General features: G+C 33.5%; 19 protein-coding genes. 6 read left to right on the forward strand and 13 right to left on the reverse strand.

The annotated features are described in order from the left end of the window. Positions 1 to 2 precede the first annotated feature (2 nt). From ACODST_RS03530 to ACODST_RS03550, 5 genes are read left to right on the forward strand one after another with little or no spacing between them, the layout of a single operon-like run. Positions 3 to 1,202, forward strand: a complete 1,200-nt coding sequence (locus tag ACODST_RS03530; RefSeq protein ID WP_488930733.1) for an efflux RND transporter periplasmic adaptor subunit — start codon at positions 3 to 5, stop codon at positions 1,200 to 1,202. Between the two features lie 3 nt (positions 1,203 to 1,205). Further along, positions 1,206 to 1,949, forward strand: coding sequence for an ABC transporter ATP-binding protein (locus ACODST_RS03535; RefSeq protein ID WP_488930734.1), 744 nt, complete (start codon positions 1,206 to 1,208; stop codon positions 1,947 to 1,949). An 11-nt stretch (positions 1,950 to 1,960) separates the two neighbouring features. Next, positions 1,961 to 3,178, forward strand: a complete 1,218-nt coding sequence (locus tag ACODST_RS03540; RefSeq protein WP_488930735.1) for an ABC transporter permease — start codon at positions 1,961 to 1,963, stop codon at positions 3,176 to 3,178. After that, positions 3,171 to 4,211, forward strand: a complete 1,041-nt coding sequence (locus tag ACODST_RS03545) for a sensor histidine kinase (RefSeq protein ID WP_488930736.1) — start codon at positions 3,171 to 3,173, stop codon at positions 4,209 to 4,211. The genes ACODST_RS03540 and ACODST_RS03545 overlap by 8 nt, the downstream gene beginning before the upstream one ends. A 5-nt stretch (positions 4,212 to 4,216) precedes the next feature. Further along, positions 4,217 to 4,942 carry a LytR/AlgR family response regulator transcription factor gene (locus tag ACODST_RS03550; RefSeq protein WP_488930737.1) on the forward strand — a complete coding sequence of 242 codons (726 nt, stop codon included), beginning with the start codon at positions 4,217 to 4,219 and terminating at the stop codon, positions 4,940 to 4,942. A gap of 49 nt (positions 4,943 to 4,991) precedes the next feature. Here ACODST_RS03550 and ACODST_RS03555 read toward each other — a convergent pair whose 3' ends face one another. Then, a complete protein-coding gene (locus tag ACODST_RS03555; RefSeq protein ID WP_488930738.1) occupies positions 4,992 to 5,186 on the reverse strand; it encodes a hypothetical protein in 195 nt (64 codons plus the stop codon). Between the two features lie 101 nt (positions 5,187 to 5,287). After that, on the reverse strand, positions 5,288 to 6,376 hold the full coding sequence (locus ACODST_RS03560) for an adenylate/guanylate cyclase domain-containing protein (protein WP_488930739.1): 1,089 nt from the start codon (positions 6,374 to 6,376) through the stop codon (positions 5,288 to 5,290). Positions 6,377 to 6,670: 294 nt separating this feature from the next. Here ACODST_RS03560 and ACODST_RS03565 point away from each other — a divergent pair, with 294 nt between their 5' ends. Then, on the forward strand, positions 6,671 to 7,717 hold the full coding sequence (locus ACODST_RS03565) for a LacI family DNA-binding transcriptional regulator (protein WP_488930740.1): 1,047 nt from the start codon (positions 6,671 to 6,673) through the stop codon (positions 7,715 to 7,717). A gap of 97 nt (positions 7,718 to 7,814) precedes the next feature. Here the strand turns inward: ACODST_RS03565 and ACODST_RS03570 are convergent, their stop codons facing one another. From ACODST_RS03570 to ACODST_RS03620, 11 genes are all read right to left on the reverse strand, one after another. Then, the gene (locus ACODST_RS03570) at positions 7,815 to 8,912 is read right to left on the reverse strand and encodes a hypothetical protein (protein ID WP_488930741.1); all 1,098 of its coding nucleotides are present in this window, start codon (positions 8,910 to 8,912) and stop codon (positions 7,815 to 7,817) included. 51 nt (positions 8,913 to 8,963) lie between these two features. Next, a complete protein-coding gene (locus ACODST_RS03575; protein WP_488930742.1) occupies positions 8,964 to 9,383 on the reverse strand; it encodes a hypothetical protein in 420 nt (139 codons plus the stop codon). A 375-nt stretch (positions 9,384 to 9,758) separates the two neighbouring features. After that, positions 9,759 to 10,214, reverse strand: a complete 456-nt coding sequence (locus tag ACODST_RS03580; protein WP_488930743.1) for a hypothetical protein — start codon at positions 10,212 to 10,214, stop codon at positions 9,759 to 9,761. Positions 10,215 to 10,226: 12 nt separating this feature from the next. Next, complete coding sequence (locus ACODST_RS03585) at positions 10,227 to 11,270, reverse strand: RHS repeat-associated core domain-containing protein (RefSeq protein WP_488930754.1); 1,044 nt, start codon at positions 11,268 to 11,270, stop codon at positions 10,227 to 10,229. A 106-nt stretch (positions 11,271 to 11,376) separates the two neighbouring features. Then, a complete protein-coding gene (locus ACODST_RS03590) occupies positions 11,377 to 11,676 on the reverse strand; it encodes a hypothetical protein (protein WP_488930744.1) in 300 nt (99 codons plus the stop codon). Positions 11,677 to 11,747: 71 nt separating this feature from the next. Further along, the gene (locus ACODST_RS03595) at positions 11,748 to 12,275 is read right to left on the reverse strand and encodes a hypothetical protein (protein ID WP_488930745.1); all 528 of its coding nucleotides are present in this window, start codon (positions 12,273 to 12,275) and stop codon (positions 11,748 to 11,750) included. 92 nt (positions 12,276 to 12,367) lie between these two features. Continuing rightward, positions 12,368 to 12,505 (reverse strand): hypothetical protein, encoded by a 138-nt coding sequence (locus ACODST_RS03600; RefSeq protein WP_488930746.1) that lies wholly within the window; start codon positions 12,503 to 12,505, stop codon positions 12,368 to 12,370. A gap of 66 nt (positions 12,506 to 12,571) precedes the next feature. Continuing rightward, complete coding sequence (locus tag ACODST_RS03605; protein WP_488930747.1) at positions 12,572 to 13,129, reverse strand: hypothetical protein; 558 nt, start codon at positions 13,127 to 13,129, stop codon at positions 12,572 to 12,574. After that, positions 13,126 to 14,178: an RHS repeat domain-containing protein gene (locus ACODST_RS03610; protein WP_488930748.1), complete on the reverse strand. Its 1,053-nt coding sequence runs from the start codon at positions 14,176 to 14,178 to the stop codon at positions 13,126 to 13,128. The genes ACODST_RS03605 and ACODST_RS03610 overlap by 4 nt, the downstream gene beginning before the upstream one ends. 131 nt (positions 14,179 to 14,309) lie before the next feature. Continuing rightward, a complete protein-coding gene (locus ACODST_RS03615; RefSeq protein WP_488930749.1) occupies positions 14,310 to 14,699 on the reverse strand; it encodes a hypothetical protein in 390 nt (129 codons plus the stop codon). Then, positions 14,696 to 15,732 (reverse strand): RHS repeat domain-containing protein (locus ACODST_RS03620; RefSeq protein WP_488930750.1); only part of this gene is annotated, 1,037 nt, incomplete at its 5' end. The genes ACODST_RS03620 and ACODST_RS03615, both read right to left, overlap by 4 nt.

A 15,732-nucleotide genomic window follows, 5' to 3' on the forward strand; every position in this document is an offset into this window, starting at 1 on the left:
TCATGAATAAGAGAACAAAAATAATCGCAGCTTCTGTTTTAGTCGCTGCCGCCATAGGTACCACCATTTATTCGTTTACCAATACAAAAGAAATTCTTCAGGTAGAAACCGTTCAGGCGAAAAACGGCAATATCACCAACGTAGTTACCGCAACCGGAACCATCGAAGCCACTAAACAGGTAGAAGTAGGAACTCAGGTTTCGGGCGTGGTTAAAAAAATCTACGTCGATTACAATTCGGCAGTAAAAGCTGGTCAGTTAATTGCCGAACTGGATAAAGAAAACCTGCAGGAAGTTTTACAGCAGGAAAGATCGGCCTATAATGTTGCTTTACAGGATCAGAATTACAAACAGGTTATTTATGACAGACAGGCAGCGCTTTATAAAGCCAATGTAATCAGTAAAGCCGATTATCAGGAAGCTCTTTTTAATTTAAATACTGCCAAAGGAACCGTTCAACAGCAGAGTTCCAATTTAAGAAAAGCCCAGACTAACCTTGGTTATGCCAATATATATTCGCCAATAGACGGTGTGGTGCTTTCTAAAGATGTTGACGAAGGACAAACTGTAGCAGCAAGTTACAGCACTCCTACTCTTTTTACCATTGCCAAAGATTTAAAACAAATGCAGGTAGAAGCCGATGTTGATGAAGCTGATATTGGAAGCATCAAAGAAGGACAAAGAGTTACTTTTTCTGTGGATGCTTTTCCGGATGAAGAATTCTCAGGTTCTGTTACGCAGGTACGTTTAAATTCGACAGTTACTTCTAATGTGGTTACCTACACGGTTATTATCAAAGCAGATAATCCGGAAGAAAAATTAAAACCGGGACTAACGGCAACCGTCTCTATTTATACTATGGAAATAAAAGACGTGATGACACTGGAAGCCAAAGCTTTTGCCTTTGAACCGGATCTGAGTCTTTTAAACGAATACAATAAAGATAAAAGTACTCCCGCCTTTAAACAGAGTCCGGCTGCACCAAAAGATAAAAACCTAAAAACAATCTGGGTAAAAGATACCAGCGGTATTCACGAACAGGAAGTTCAGATTGGAAAAAATGACGGGATCAATTATGAAATTACGGGCGGTCTTGCGCAGGGAATCCAAGTAGTAACAAGTCTTAAAAAAGAACAGGCCAACGCAAAAGAAGCTGGAGGAAGTTCCAGTCCGTTTATGCCAAAACCACCTGGAAAAAAATAAGTCATGAAAAATAAAATTATCAATATTCAGGATTTAAAACGAGAGTTTAAAATGGGCGACGAAATTGTACGCGCCATAAAAGGAATCTCGTTTTCGATAGAAGAAGGGGAATTTGTGACCATTATGGGATCATCGGGTTCAGGAAAATCAACACTTCTTAATATTTTAGGATGCCTGGACCAGCCGTCTTCGGGACTTTATGAAATTGACCAGACTCCGGTTCGGAACTTAGATAAAAATCAGCTGGCGAAAATCAGAAACGAAAAAATCGGTTTTATTTTTCAGGCTTACAACCTGCTGCCAAGAACGACGGCTATTGAAAATGCCGAACTTCCGCTGCTGTACAACAAAAAAATTCCGGCAGAGGAAAGACGAAAAAGAGCCATTGATTCTTTGAATCTGGTAGGATTATCCGGTCGTCTGGAACATACGCCGAGCCAGCTTTCAGGCGGACAGCAGCAGCGTGTAGCTATTGCCCGATCGCTGGTAAATGACCCTGTTGTGATTCTGGCCGACGAAGCCACAGGAAATCTGGATACCAGAACCTCTTATGAAATTATGGTGCTTTTTCAGAAACTGAATGCCGAAGGAAAAACAATTGTTTTTGTTACCCACGAGCCGGATATTGCTCTTTTCAGCGGCAGAACTATTGTACTCAAAGACGGCCATATCATTAAAGATTATAAAAACGAAAACATCTTAAATGCAGCGGAAGCATTGAAAAATATGCCTCTTGAAAATGATTAAAAATAAAGAATATGAATCTTTCTAGTTTACTAAAAATAGCTTTCAAAGCGCTTCAGATCAATAAAATCAGGGCTTTTTTAACCATGCTTGGAATTATTATCGGAGTAGGTTCTGTTATTGCCATGCTGGCTATTGGAGAAGGCTCAAAAGAAAGTATCAAAACGCAGATTTCCAGTATGGGGTCCAATATGATTACTATACGTCCTGGTGCCGGAATGCAGGGCGGTGTCAGAATGGATGTGAGTGCAATGCAGACCCTGACCATAAAAGATTTGGAATCGATTCGAAAAAATGCGGTTTTGGTAGAAAATACCTCTCCGGTTGTTAACGGAAACGGACAAGCGATCCGTGGTGCCAAAAACTGGCCGACAACACTTTACGGCGTTTCTCCGGAATATCTGAAAGTAAGGGTATTGGATGTAGAAGACGGCACCATGTTTACCGAACGGGATATAAAAGAATCGGCAAAAGTAGTAGTCATTGGAAAAACTATAGTGGAGAATTTATTCAAAAACAAAGAAAATCCAATTGGTGCGACGATTCGTTTCAATAAAATTCCGTTTAAAATTATCGGAGTACTTTCTGAAAAAGGAGAAAATACATTCGGTCAGGATCAGGACGATATTATCCTGGCTCCTTATACTTCTGTTCAAAAGAGAGTTTTGGCCGCCACCTATCTGCAGTCTATTGTAACCTCTTCCAAAAGTGAAGACGACGCGACAGCAGCTGTTGAAGAAATTTCTAAAATTTTAAGAGAAAATCATAAACTGGGAAATGCCGAAGATGATTTTAATGTTTTCTCCCAGCAGGAATTAATCAAAATGTTCAGCTCTACCAGCGAAATGATGACCGTGCTCTTAGTAGCCATTGCCGGAATTTCTTTATTGATTGGCGGCATCGGGATTATGAATATTATGTATATTTCAGTTAAGGAACGAACCCGTGAAATTGGTCTCAGAATGGCCGTTGGCGGTACCGGAAGAAATATTTTAATGCAATTTTTAACTGAAGCCGTCATAATAAGTATTGCGGGTGGAATAATTGGAGTAACTTTAGGCTTGATTTCGACTGTTTTTATTGCTGCCGTTTTAAACTGGCCTACGAGTGTGACGATGTTTTCGATCCTGATCTCTTTTGCCGTTTGTGCCATTACCGGAATATTCTTTGGATGGTACCCAGCCCGAAAAGCAGCCGCTTTAGATCCGATAAACGCTTTACGCTATGAATAAATTTATAGAAAATAACCGCCTTTCTGCCATTGCAATACACGTTTTGGTGTGGGCGGTTTTATTCAGTCTGCCCTATCTTTTATCTTCCGGGCAGTCTGTTGAATTACAAAGAATCATAGAACATTTCTGGATACCGCTTTGTATTTATGCCGCTGTTTTTTATCTCAATTATTTCCTTTTTATAAATGCCTTTTTATTCAAAAAGAAAGCCGTACTGTATTTTATCATTAATGTAGCTGTAATTGCTTTTTTTATCTGGCTGAATTTTCAGATTAGAGATTATTTTATGGAAAATCAGCCTAAAACGAATCGCCTGCAGCCGCCGCCTCTGATTTTCTTTATTTATATTGACACCCTTTCGCTGCTAATTCCGCTGATCTTTTCTATTACGCTCCGTATATTTGAACGCTGGTTAAAAAATGAAGCCGAAAAAAAAGAATCCAAAAATTCCCAGCTGGAATCAGAACTACAGCATCTGAAATACCAGCTGCAGCCTCATTTTTTCTTTAATTCCCTTAATAATATTTATTCGTTAGTCGATATTTCGCCGGAAAAAGCTAAAGAAACCATTCACAGTCTGAGTACTTTAATGCGTTATCTTTTGTATGAATCGAATGCCGAGAAAGTAAGCCTTAAAAAAGAGATTGAATTTATAGAACGCTATATTAATTTAATGAAAATGAGAACGTCTGAAAATACCATCGTACAAACAGACTTTCCTAATCTTACCGAAGATCTTCAGGTCGCTCCTCTCCTTTTTATTTCATTAATTGAAAATGCTTTTAAACATGGCGTTTCAGCCTTAAATCAGTCGAATATCTATTTTTCGATGCAGATTGAAAATTCTGTAATCCGGTTCAAAAGCCGGAATAATAATGTCAAAAAGAATATTACCGATAAAAGCGGTTCCGGAATTGGCTTAAAAAACATCCGAAAAAGACTGGAACTTTTATATCCTGAAAAATATGTCTTTACAATTCAGGAAACAGAAGAAACTTTTACAACTGAACTGGAAATTGATACTCAAAAATAACGTTTATGCAGGACCAAAAAATAAGCTGTATTATCGTCGACGATGAACCGTTTGCACTTGAACTGATTCAGAACTATGTTTTAAAAACCCCGTTTTTAGAACTTAAGGAAAAATGCAGCAATGCCTTTGATGCTCTGGAAATACTAAACAGCGAAAAAATTGACCTGATTTTTCTGGATATTCAGATGCCGGAACTAACGGGAATAGAGCTTTCTAAAACCATTTCAAAAGATACCCGGATCATTTTTACCACCGCATTCAGCGAATACGCCCTCGACGGCTTTAAAGTAGATGCCCTGGATTATTTAATGAAACCTTTTAATTTTGAAGAATTTTACAATGCAGCTTTAAAAGCAAAAGAATGGTTTGGACTAAAACGAACTAAAGCTGCTGAAACACCTGTAAACAAGGATTTTATTTTTGTGAAATCTGAATACAAACAGTTAAAAATCAAACTCGATGATATTTTGTATTTTGAAGGACTGAAAGATTATATCAAAATATGGCTGGTCAGTCAGCCGAGAGCCATCTTAACTTTAATGAGCCTGAAATCGCTCGAAGAAGAATTACCGGAATCTAAATTCATGAGAATCCACCGTTCGTTTATCATAGCCCTTAACAAAATTGAAGAAATAGAACGCAATCAGGTCATCATTAACAAACAAAGAATTACAATTGCCGAGCAGTACAAAAGTAAATTCCAGAGTTTTATTGGTGAGAATTCTATCTAAGCACTTCAAATTAAAACGTCTCAAATGAAATATTTGAGACGTTTCGTTTTTATTTTTTTTCTTCATTGTTCATTTTGTCGTCAAAATCAGGTTCTTCACCTTTAAATTTATGAGTGTCAACATCGTAGTTTTCATCGTTTGTTAAAACTTCATCATGCTCTCTGTACTGATGCTTTCTCATATCGCTTCTATTATCAGATTTACTTTTTCCAGTATTATTCTGACTTTGATTATTTGTGCTCATTTTTCCTAAGTTTTAAATTTTATTAAAGTTACTTTAAAACTTAAATTCCTGTTTATACAATCCACTCTAAAAGTTATAAAATACACGTATACAGTCTCTCTTTACTCTGGCTGTTTAAGTTTAAAATCAACTGTAAAAAGCTGCACAGGTTTTGCTTTACCTCTAAGTTGTATTTCGCCCTGCTGTGTATATTGTATAAAAGAATCCTGATTAAGGGCGTTTTTCATCATTTCAGAAATAACAAAATGATGACCGAGCTCGTTACATTTGCACTGAATCCTTGAGGTCGTATTCAAAAGGTCGCCATGATATACGATTTCTTTTTTTACTTTTCCCACCCAGGTTGTTACTGCATTTCCTATATGCATTCCGGCTTTAAAATCAGGGATAGTCTGATAGGTCCTCAGATAATACTCTTCTTTATTTTTAATACTTTCTTTCAGCATATAAAAACAATACAAACAGCGGTTTTCTTTTAAACCTTTTTGCGATTTCCACGTCAGTATAATTTCATCTCCGGCATATTGATAAACTTCGGCACGCGATGCTAAAACAGCATCACTAAAATCGCTGAATAAATCCTTCAGGAGACTGCTGTACAAAACGTCGCCAAGCTGTTCGGCCAGAGTCGTAGACGATTTTACATCGACAAACATAAAAATACGCTCTTCCTGAATTGGCTTATGGTATCTTCCTGTAAAATAATTATAAAAAAATCCCGCACTCAGCAGACTGCTGATTTCTAAGAAAAGAATTAAAAATACAGAAGCGCCAAGCGAAAAGATAAAATCCCCGGTTAACCGTTCAGAAATATAGCGGTTCAAAGCAGTTTCAAAGGAAATATTCTCCAGAATCTTCGTAAATAAAACCACAAAAAAGAGTAAGAAAATCAGAATACTGAAACTGTATAGTAAGGCTTTAAGAAACATTGCCTTTACAAAAGAATACTGTTCAAAAGAAGCACAAAATTTTTCAAAAGTAATACTGACCAAACCAAAACAGATTCCGATAACCAACCCTAAAAACAATTTCAGATACAGATTTTCAGAACCAGAGTCTGTAATTGCCGTATATAATAAACCTAGTATTCCGCCAGCAGTAACGGCTTTAAAAATCAGGTTGTATTTTTTGTAAAATGGTAATTTTGGCAATTCCATAATTGGATTAATTTTCCATATAAAAATAGCCAATTTTAAAACATAAACTATTATATATCAAACAAGTCCCCCTTAACGTAATAAAACATCCGGGAAATAGTAAATGGTTTTACAGATGGCCCCTATACGTTCTGCTTCCTTTTTTATAAGCATTAAGCATGTAGCTTACAGCATCTAAATAACTGTTTCAAAACACGTTATAATTATACGGATTTAACAGAAAAGAAATCGTTTTTAAATTTTACAGAAAGTTTTTAAAACTCATTTTATCCGTCGCATTAAAACTGATATATTTACAATCAACCTTTTCTGAGCAGACCAAAGTATATGAAACCAGTTACCATAGAAGATATTGCAAGACGTTTGTCGGTGCCGGTTTCGACCGTATCCAAAGCATTTCGTAATGTTAAAAGTATTGATCCGGATTTAAAATATAAAATTGAACATATTACCCGGAACCTGGGATACAATCCCGATACCCAAACCTCTGATGTACCTTTAGAAATCAAAACTATTGGCTTTGTGGTACCCAAAATAACAATGCCTTTTTTTGCCAAAATACTTCAGGGAGTGAGAAAAACCCTTGACCCTTTGGGTTATCATATTATAATTCTGGAATCCGGTAAAAGCCCGGAACGGGAAAGAGAAATCCTGTTTCAGCTGGAAGCTTTTAAAGTAGACGGTATTATTTTAAGTCCGTGCGATGAAAGAACCAATAATTACATTTGTCAGGTAGTAATACAAAGAGGCATTCCTGTTATCCTATTTGACAAGAAAGCCACTATATACGACATTGGTATCCTGAATGTTAATGAATATCTTATGGGACATCGCAGGTATGAGGAACTGGTACGCAACGGATATAAAAAAACAGCATGGCTTATGGGAGCCCCCGAATTCAGAACTATTTCAGAGGATGCCCGGGGATATGACCGTATTATGAAAAAACAAGAAACTGATTCGTCTCTTGTTATAAAAACAGCCGGTTTTGATCCTGATGATGTAAAAACTGCACTAAAAAACTTTCTGGAATCCAATATCGAATTTGACAGTATTTTTGCTTATTCCAGTTCACTTGCTAAAGATGCTTTACATTATCTGCAGGACCAGAATATTCAAATATCGGAGAATGCGGTTTCCTATTATACAGGAGTGCAATCCACAAAATTAGAAAAACCCCTGCCGGGAATGGGTAAAACTGCTGCCGAATTGTTACTTGATAAAATAAAGGATAAATCAGATCCCGAAAAAACTATTTTCTTTGACAACGAATTTATTGATATGTTTTTTGGAAATGTTGAAAATCTGACAGTCTGCGGAGGTCTTACCAGTCTTTCTCTTCAGAAAAAAAGCTCCAAAAAGAGAAAAAAATAACCCCATACTAAAAAAAAGATACCATTACTGCTCTCACTCTCGCAGAAATCATAAAAAGGATTAAACGATAAAGCTGTACAAGTTTTATCGTTTTAGATTATTTCTTACGGGTCGCTATTTCCCAGTTTTCTGTCTGATGAGGATTGTATCTTCTTTCCATAATGATTCTCATAGACAAAGTATTTTCTTTCCTGTTATAATCCTTTTTTCTGGCATAAATTGTAAACACCAGATTACCATCGGTTTTAATCTCTTCTTCTGTTAATTCATTTTCCTCATAATAATTTAAAACGGGATTGATCTCATCCTCAAACTGGGTATTTTGAGCCAGAAAAGTTAAAACAGATACCACCTGATCTTTAAAAAAATCAGGTTCGTTTACCTGTTCTTTTTCCGCAGGAATGATAATTCCAAATTCAAACAGCGGGTTGTCACAGCCTGACAAATCTGCGTGGATAAGTGTATCTTGTGTCTTGTAGGTTTCACTAATGGTTTCTGTATAATTATGCATGTCAATACTTCTTACCCTTCTGGAAATATTGGATATATCCTTAAAAATAGTTTTACTTTCCAGTTTAGCCAGTTTGCATTTGGTTAAATAAGACTCTTCGTAAAGATTGCCATCACGATACGAAAAAACCAGATTAGCGGATTCGTTATTTTTATTTTCGTTCACTTCGTAAGTCCTCCAGTTCTTGGAAGCAACGGTTGTAATCTTCTTTTCTTTATATTGGGTTTCGTTTAAAATATTATACGAAAAAGGGGCGTACTCCAATACTTCGTGCTGCTCTTTAATATTTACTTTGTCTTTCATGATCACATACACAAAAGAAGAGCCTGCCATCGAATCGCAGCTTTCTGTTACAATATAATCTGTAATACCATCATTATTAAAATCATCTTTCGCTAAAATAGAATAATAAATAGTAGACCGGCTTTCTGCTTCATCTGTAATACTCAGTGCAAACGGATATTCGTTGAAGTTCATACCTGTACCTTCATTGGTCTTATATCTCTCATATTCTTCAGTCATAAGCTTCTTTAACAAATCAAATTCTTCCTTTGAAATGGGAATAGGCTTTTTTATTTCTGTTTTTTTCGGATGTTTCTTAGGAACTGCAGCTGATTTTTGGGGTTCCTGTTTACAGGAAAATAAAAATGTCAATAATAAGGCGCTTATGAAATAATGTTTCATTTAGATTTTTTTGAGGTTTGGGAATTTACAACAGATTCAATACTGTTTTTTTTAATCAAAAGTAATTTTACCAAAGTTGACCTTTTCGGTTTCATGAATAAAACCATCATAATAATCGGCTGTCCATTCTCCGCTTCTGTAAATAAAAGACAATCTCTTATCATAACTTCCGGGTGCATAAATCGTAAGATTATCTCCTTCGTTCGGACTGTACTCAAAATCAAAACAGTTTCTGCTGTTAAGTTCGGTAAGCATACTGTCAGTTGATAAATTTTCAGCCAAAGCATCCAACGGAAAAATAATCATCCCGTCCATAGTCCTTTCGGTATAACCAACATATCTATCGAGGCTCCAGATATATTCCTTAGATTTTTTACTTTTATACTTCGTGAACCTTTTATAACTAATAACCGTATCCTTTTCATTAGTAATACAGGTACATAATTTAATTTCTTTTCCGGTTTCGCACATATGATTTATTGAAGAAATGGTATTCTTTCATGAGTTGAATTTAGGCTTTTTTTTTTATATCTGTATTTTTTGTTTTTAAATAAAAGTAACTCCCCGCTCCCACAGGAATCTTTTCGTGTGAAATGATGGAATTAAATCGAAGTTTTTAAATAGTTAATACTAAAAAATGAGGAGAAATTATAAATTAAATTCTTGTTTAATTTGTAAAGTAGGACGTACTACACGAAAAGATTCGTACGAAATGTACTCTTGCATCATCATTTCTCTTATTTAATCTATAAGATTACTCTCGTCTTACTTAAAAACTATAATATCTTATGAAAAAATGGCCTAGTATGAGAACTCAAAACTAAAAAACTGAGAGTAATGAGTTTACTAATAAGCCCTCTTTAGAGACATAATTATTAAATCAAATTCTTTCTTTTTTTCCTCCGATACATTAACATATCCTACAACAACGTCGTCAAGAAAAGATTCTTTCCAATATAAGCCATTAGAGTTTTTGCCTTCGTAAACTATAGTATCATTGTAATTCTCTCTGAAAATTATATCGATGCCTTTGTTCTTTCTATTAATTCTATTTGTAATAGAACCAGCCATTTTATTATTAGTAAAAAAAATTGTAGCAGAATCTCTATTTTTATATATAAGTTTTATTTCTACATTTTCAATAGTGGTAATTTTCTTTTCAATAAAATTTTTTGGAACTTTAGCTAGTATTTCTGCGTTTCTATTTGAATCAAAATTAGTATATCTATATCTGAATGACTTAGTTGTTGCACAATTAATATTTATTAATAATATTAACAAAATTGCTGTTTTTTTTTTCATTTTCATAATATATTAATTGTTCCACAATATTGTTGGTGTAACTGTTCGAGGCTGTCCACTTGAATCTAATAGTTTATATCCTGATTTATCAGAGCTGTAATACGTTTGATAATATCCCGCATTAAAGGCTTTTGTACCGCCTAATTGATTGAAAAAATGTACAGCTCTTATTTCTTTGATTTCAGTATCATTATATGTACTCCAGACTAAATTACCGGAACTTGCATCAAAACCGTGAAAAAGCTCATGACCAAGTGCTTGATTAGGATTCGCAAATTTAAGTCCCTTAGTTGTTGCAATCTCAATTGAAGAGTTAGGATTCCAATAAAATGTTCCTCCTGAACCTATTATACTACTCGGTGAACTTCCTCCTACTTGACCTCTATTTAAATTTATTCCTTGATAATAAGACGCATCATTAATTCTTGTTCCTATTTTTTCTGGACCTCTCGGATCAAAATACGTATCTGATGACTCAGCAACATTAAAGTTATAATTTGATGATTGTAATGTGGAAACAACGTTTGTTGCTAATTCGGTTTCAGCACTTGAAATCTGAGATAATGCAGTTACAACACTATTTAGAAATGAATTAGTAATTCTCATAGAACCATCTTTTTTAATTTTAACACCATCTCCTACATATTTTGAACCATCTTTATTCAAGAGTTGCCCATTTTGATATAGTACACGATTTTGGTTGTTTTTACCAAACGAAATCCATAAACTATCTCCCTGTATATCATTTATTAAAACAGGATTATTACCAGCATAACCATAAGGACTTAATTTATGATACTTTTCAGCAAATCTGTCAATTTTTAAAAATCTTCCTATTGAGGGATCGTAGTCACGCCATCCATATGCGTAAACATTAAGCTGATTACCTCCAATATTCTCATCCTGAAGTTCTTTCCCGTTGTACTTATACTTATAATTAGAATTCACCACCGGATTTCCATATCCGGATTGTTTAAGCCCAAAAGGATAATAATTATTTTTATCAATAATTTCAAGAACTTGGGTTTGGGGATTTTTAGCATAGCTAATTCGTATATTCCCTAAATGGTCTTTATATTGATATACATATTTTTGATTTAAACAATCAAAATAACCCTCAGCGGTCGGAAAAAACTCTAAAACATTGTTTTTATGCTTTACCTTATTGTTTTCTTTTTAGAATAACATCTCTAAATTTTATTTTGTTTTGGTCTATTATCTCTAATTTATACTCAAATTTTATATGACCAGAAGATAATATTTCTCCAATATCTTGAGATTCATTACATTTTAAATAGATATAATTTTCTCTTAACTCCCATTTACCATTACATTTCGGATTAGCATCCTGAGTTTTTAGGGATAATGAAAATTTATTATTTGCTTTTAGCTTCAGGTCATAAATAATTTTTAAGGTATTTTTAGATGTCTCTTCTTTGTAAAATTCTCCTATGATATTCAATTGATTATTTTTTAATGTGTTACATGAACACAGAAAAAGAAATATTGATATTCTGTAAATTATTTTTCTCATTATCTTCTAAAATATATAGTTGGTTGTGTTCTTAAATTTAGGTTTTCAGGAAGATTACTTATAGCTGGATTACCAGGATACGCTCTAATTAAATCTGATCTTGTCGAATTCATATTTATTGGTGTAATACCTGTATTTGCAATTCCTCCCGCTCCATAAGGAGTCACTCCGGTAGAAGTTTGTATACCTTGCACCCAGGCATTAGTAATACCACTTATAGAGTTCAAAATTGATGTTGATCTAAGACCTGATACAGAACTAGGTTTAAAGGCATATTGTGCTGAATATGCCTGAGCTTCATCTCCCAAATCTTGTAATAAAGATGCTCCATTAACAGTGTTAAATGCAATATCTCCTGATTCGAATTGACCAGCATGGGTAGTCTCATGAACAAAATTTGAAGTAGAACCATAACTTATTACTATTTCTCCTGTTGTTGTGTCATAAGTTGTACCACCAAGTTCCCCTGCACCTGAATCTAACCTATAAAACTGTGTGCTTGATTCAAGATTGTTTAGATTGTTCACAGTTTCATTTAAACTTGCAATTCTAGATTCAGTATCTCCTAGTCTGCTAGCACGCTTTTCATCTGTCCACCCTTTCCTATCCGCTCTACCGTTTATCCTGTCTGCTTTTCTTTGAAAGAATCAAAGACAGGTTTGTTATTAATATAGCCAACAAAAACTTTTGGATTTACTGTTAATGAAAAGGCGTTAAATGAAATAAATACAAATAGTATTAAAAATTTTGTTTTCATAATTTAATTTTTTACAGCCCGATAGCGCGGATTGCAAATCCGCGCTATCGGGGTTATATATTATCTTTATTTAAAAGAATACCTGTAAGAAATTTCTAAAATGTTTTTAATGCTTTTTAGATCAATTTTATTATCTAGTACGTCTTCTGTATATTTATGACAAAGATATTTTGAAATTATCTTTCCATCTTTCTTAATAATCAAAAGATAAATAAAGTCTACAGAGTCTGTAGTACATTGTTCGTAGTAAAAAGTATTAGGTTCCTTAATTAAATTTATTTCCTTAATTATCATTTTACCATCTTTTTCACTTACACTTATTTTTTTATTGAAATTTTTGGAAAATTTTTGACAATAGATTTTTGAATTTTCTTCATTAAATATTGTGAAATATCCATAATCATTACCTGAGGCTAATCTGTATAACAAAACACCATCGTTTGTATTTCCAAAATCTTGGAATACATCTTTGAACAATTTTGTAGTGTCAATATTTTTAGTGAATGAATCAAATTCTTTCAAATCAGACGTTGAAGTGATGTGACAATTTGGATCTGAAAACTTTTTTTGCCCTTTACAGGAATAATTAAAAACAATAATTAAAAACAAAATTATTTTTTTCATTTCTTAGGAATTGGAAGGTTATAAATTTTATTCAAATAGCCTTGAGTATTATAATTTTCAGGTTGATAATTTAATATTTCTATAGCATTAGTTTGAAGGTTATATTTAAAAAGAGAACCACCTGTATAATTAAGTAGATTTCCAGAATAAGTAGAACGAATACTCATGTTTTTTGCACCGTTAGAAATTAATTCGCCTCTAATTATATTTTCAATATGTGATGCAGCTCTTTCACGTTTTTCATAATAATTATTATACAATAAAACATCAAAACTAGATGCTGTTTTATCATTTGGTAATTCCAAATTTTTCATCGATTCTAATCCATTCATTTTTAACCAAGCGTGTCCTCCTTCATGACCAATTTGTGTTTGAATATTAGCCTCATTACTGGTTATACCTTCTAAAAATTTATCAGTACCATCGCCTATACCAATTTTAATATTAGTTCCTCCTTTTTCATTTGGTTTTGTATCACCTCCAGTAGTTTTAGTAGCATAAATAGTGTGTTTAGCAGAATCTGCATCTAAATCCTGATAAATTTTAGATGCTGTTTCTGAATTTTTCAAAGTCTCATTGTATTGCTTTCTGAGCTCTCTTCTAGCTTCTCTGTATTCTTTCCTTGAAGAAAACTGTTTTCTTAATTCGTTGTCTTTTTGGACATCACTCCAACTAGCCCATCTAATTCTCATTCCATCTGGGTCAGTAAAAAAGATTGGATTATTAACAGTATATGCATATGGAGTAAAGTTATCATACTTCTCCGCAAGCGGGTCAATATTCATCCAACGTCCCAATGCAGGATCATAATTAAGTGCTCCATAATCGTAAAAGTTAAGCCCCAGCTCGTCTTGCAATTCCTTGCCATTGTACTTATACTTATTCTCTACACCAGTTTTAATAGTATTATAACCATCTTGTTTTAATCCAAAAGGATAGAAGTTACTCTCTTCTTTAATAGCAAGTGTTTTATCATAACTTAAACGAACGTTACCTAGGTGATCTTTGTATTGGTAAATATATCTATAAGCCCCAGATACAGGTTCCACATAACCTTCTGCTGTTGGAAATTATTATATGAAAGTCCTACTATTGTAAATGAATAGCAGGACTAAAATATAATTGTAAATCTATTCTAGGATTAAGTGTAAATATGTAAACTTTTTTAGGACGAGACACCCTATTCAGTGTAGTAATTATTCTCATCATCTAAAAATAGCTTCCTTTTAAATTTGTATTTTTCAGATGGATATATAAATGACACAAAAGGTTTTTTAAATCTTTTTGGTATAGTCACAAAAGTATCCAAAACAATAATACCGCTAGAATCAATTTTAAATTTAAGAGTAATTTCTGAACTATTAATTTTCAATTTTTCTTCATTAAAAGAACATACTTTATTAGAGTCTCTAGGACCTTTTAATTTAAAATTCAATAATGTTTTTTTTTGCTCTAACACTATAACATTATCATTTTCGTATCCATATCCCACGATTTGCATTTCTTTTTCATTTGAACATGAAATAAAAATATAAAATGAGAAAATTAGAATTAATTTATTAGTTTTCATTTATCATTATTATTTAGATAACCATTACTATAATATCTCATAATAGCCGCTATTTGTCCTCTGCTGGCTCCTGATGGATTTTGTTGTACTTGATTTGTTTTTTGAAGTCTTTCTTCTAAAGTAAGAGCGTTGGTAAATTTATAAGGGTACGTCATAAAATTTGTTCTCAAATCTGTCACATTTTGATTATATTTTGGTACTATATCTGAACTAAAAGCGAATGGTCCAAAATAATTTCTATGAATTTTTTGAGTGTTCTCTTTTAACCAAGGGTGATCTAAACCTCCAGTATGCCCTATTTCATGAGAAAAAGTTGTATTAGAAGCGGCATTACCATTTTCGTCAATATAGTCACTATTTAAATTTACTTTTAAACCACCTAAATGACTATTGCCTCTTTTATTACTACCAAAATTACTAGGATTTTGTATCTCAATTAAATGCTCATTTTCTGTTGCATCACTTTCATTCGTTATTTCTCTTAAATTTACATTACCCTGTATATCAAAACCTTCTCTGCTCATTGAGAAAATTCTATTAAATTGGGCCGTTTGCTTCTTTATATAATTACTCATATTGATTTTCTTCCCAGAATTATTTATAATTGCCGCATTAACCGTTATATTAACATGAATGTTGCCATTTTCATCTGTTGTAGCTGATATAGACCAATCTTTTCCACTTGGATCATTCAAAAGAATCGGGTTATTAGCTGAAAAAGAATATGTTGATATCGCAGGAAATTTTTCACTCATAACATCAATCGAATTAAACCTTCCTAAAGCATTATCATATTGACGAAAGTCCATCGCTGTTATGTTAAGACCCATCTCGTCTTGCAATTCCTTTCCATTGTATTTATACTTATAATTAGAGTTGACTACCGGGTTTCCATATCCGGATTGTTTAAGCCCAAAAGGATAATAATGGTTTTCGTCTTCCAACTGCAAAGCAGGTACACTGGCAGTACCTGTATTTTTGTAACTGATACGAATATTGCCCAGATGATCTTTATACTGGTATACATATTTAT

Source organism: Flavobacterium sp. FG19, from assembly GCF_057809475.1.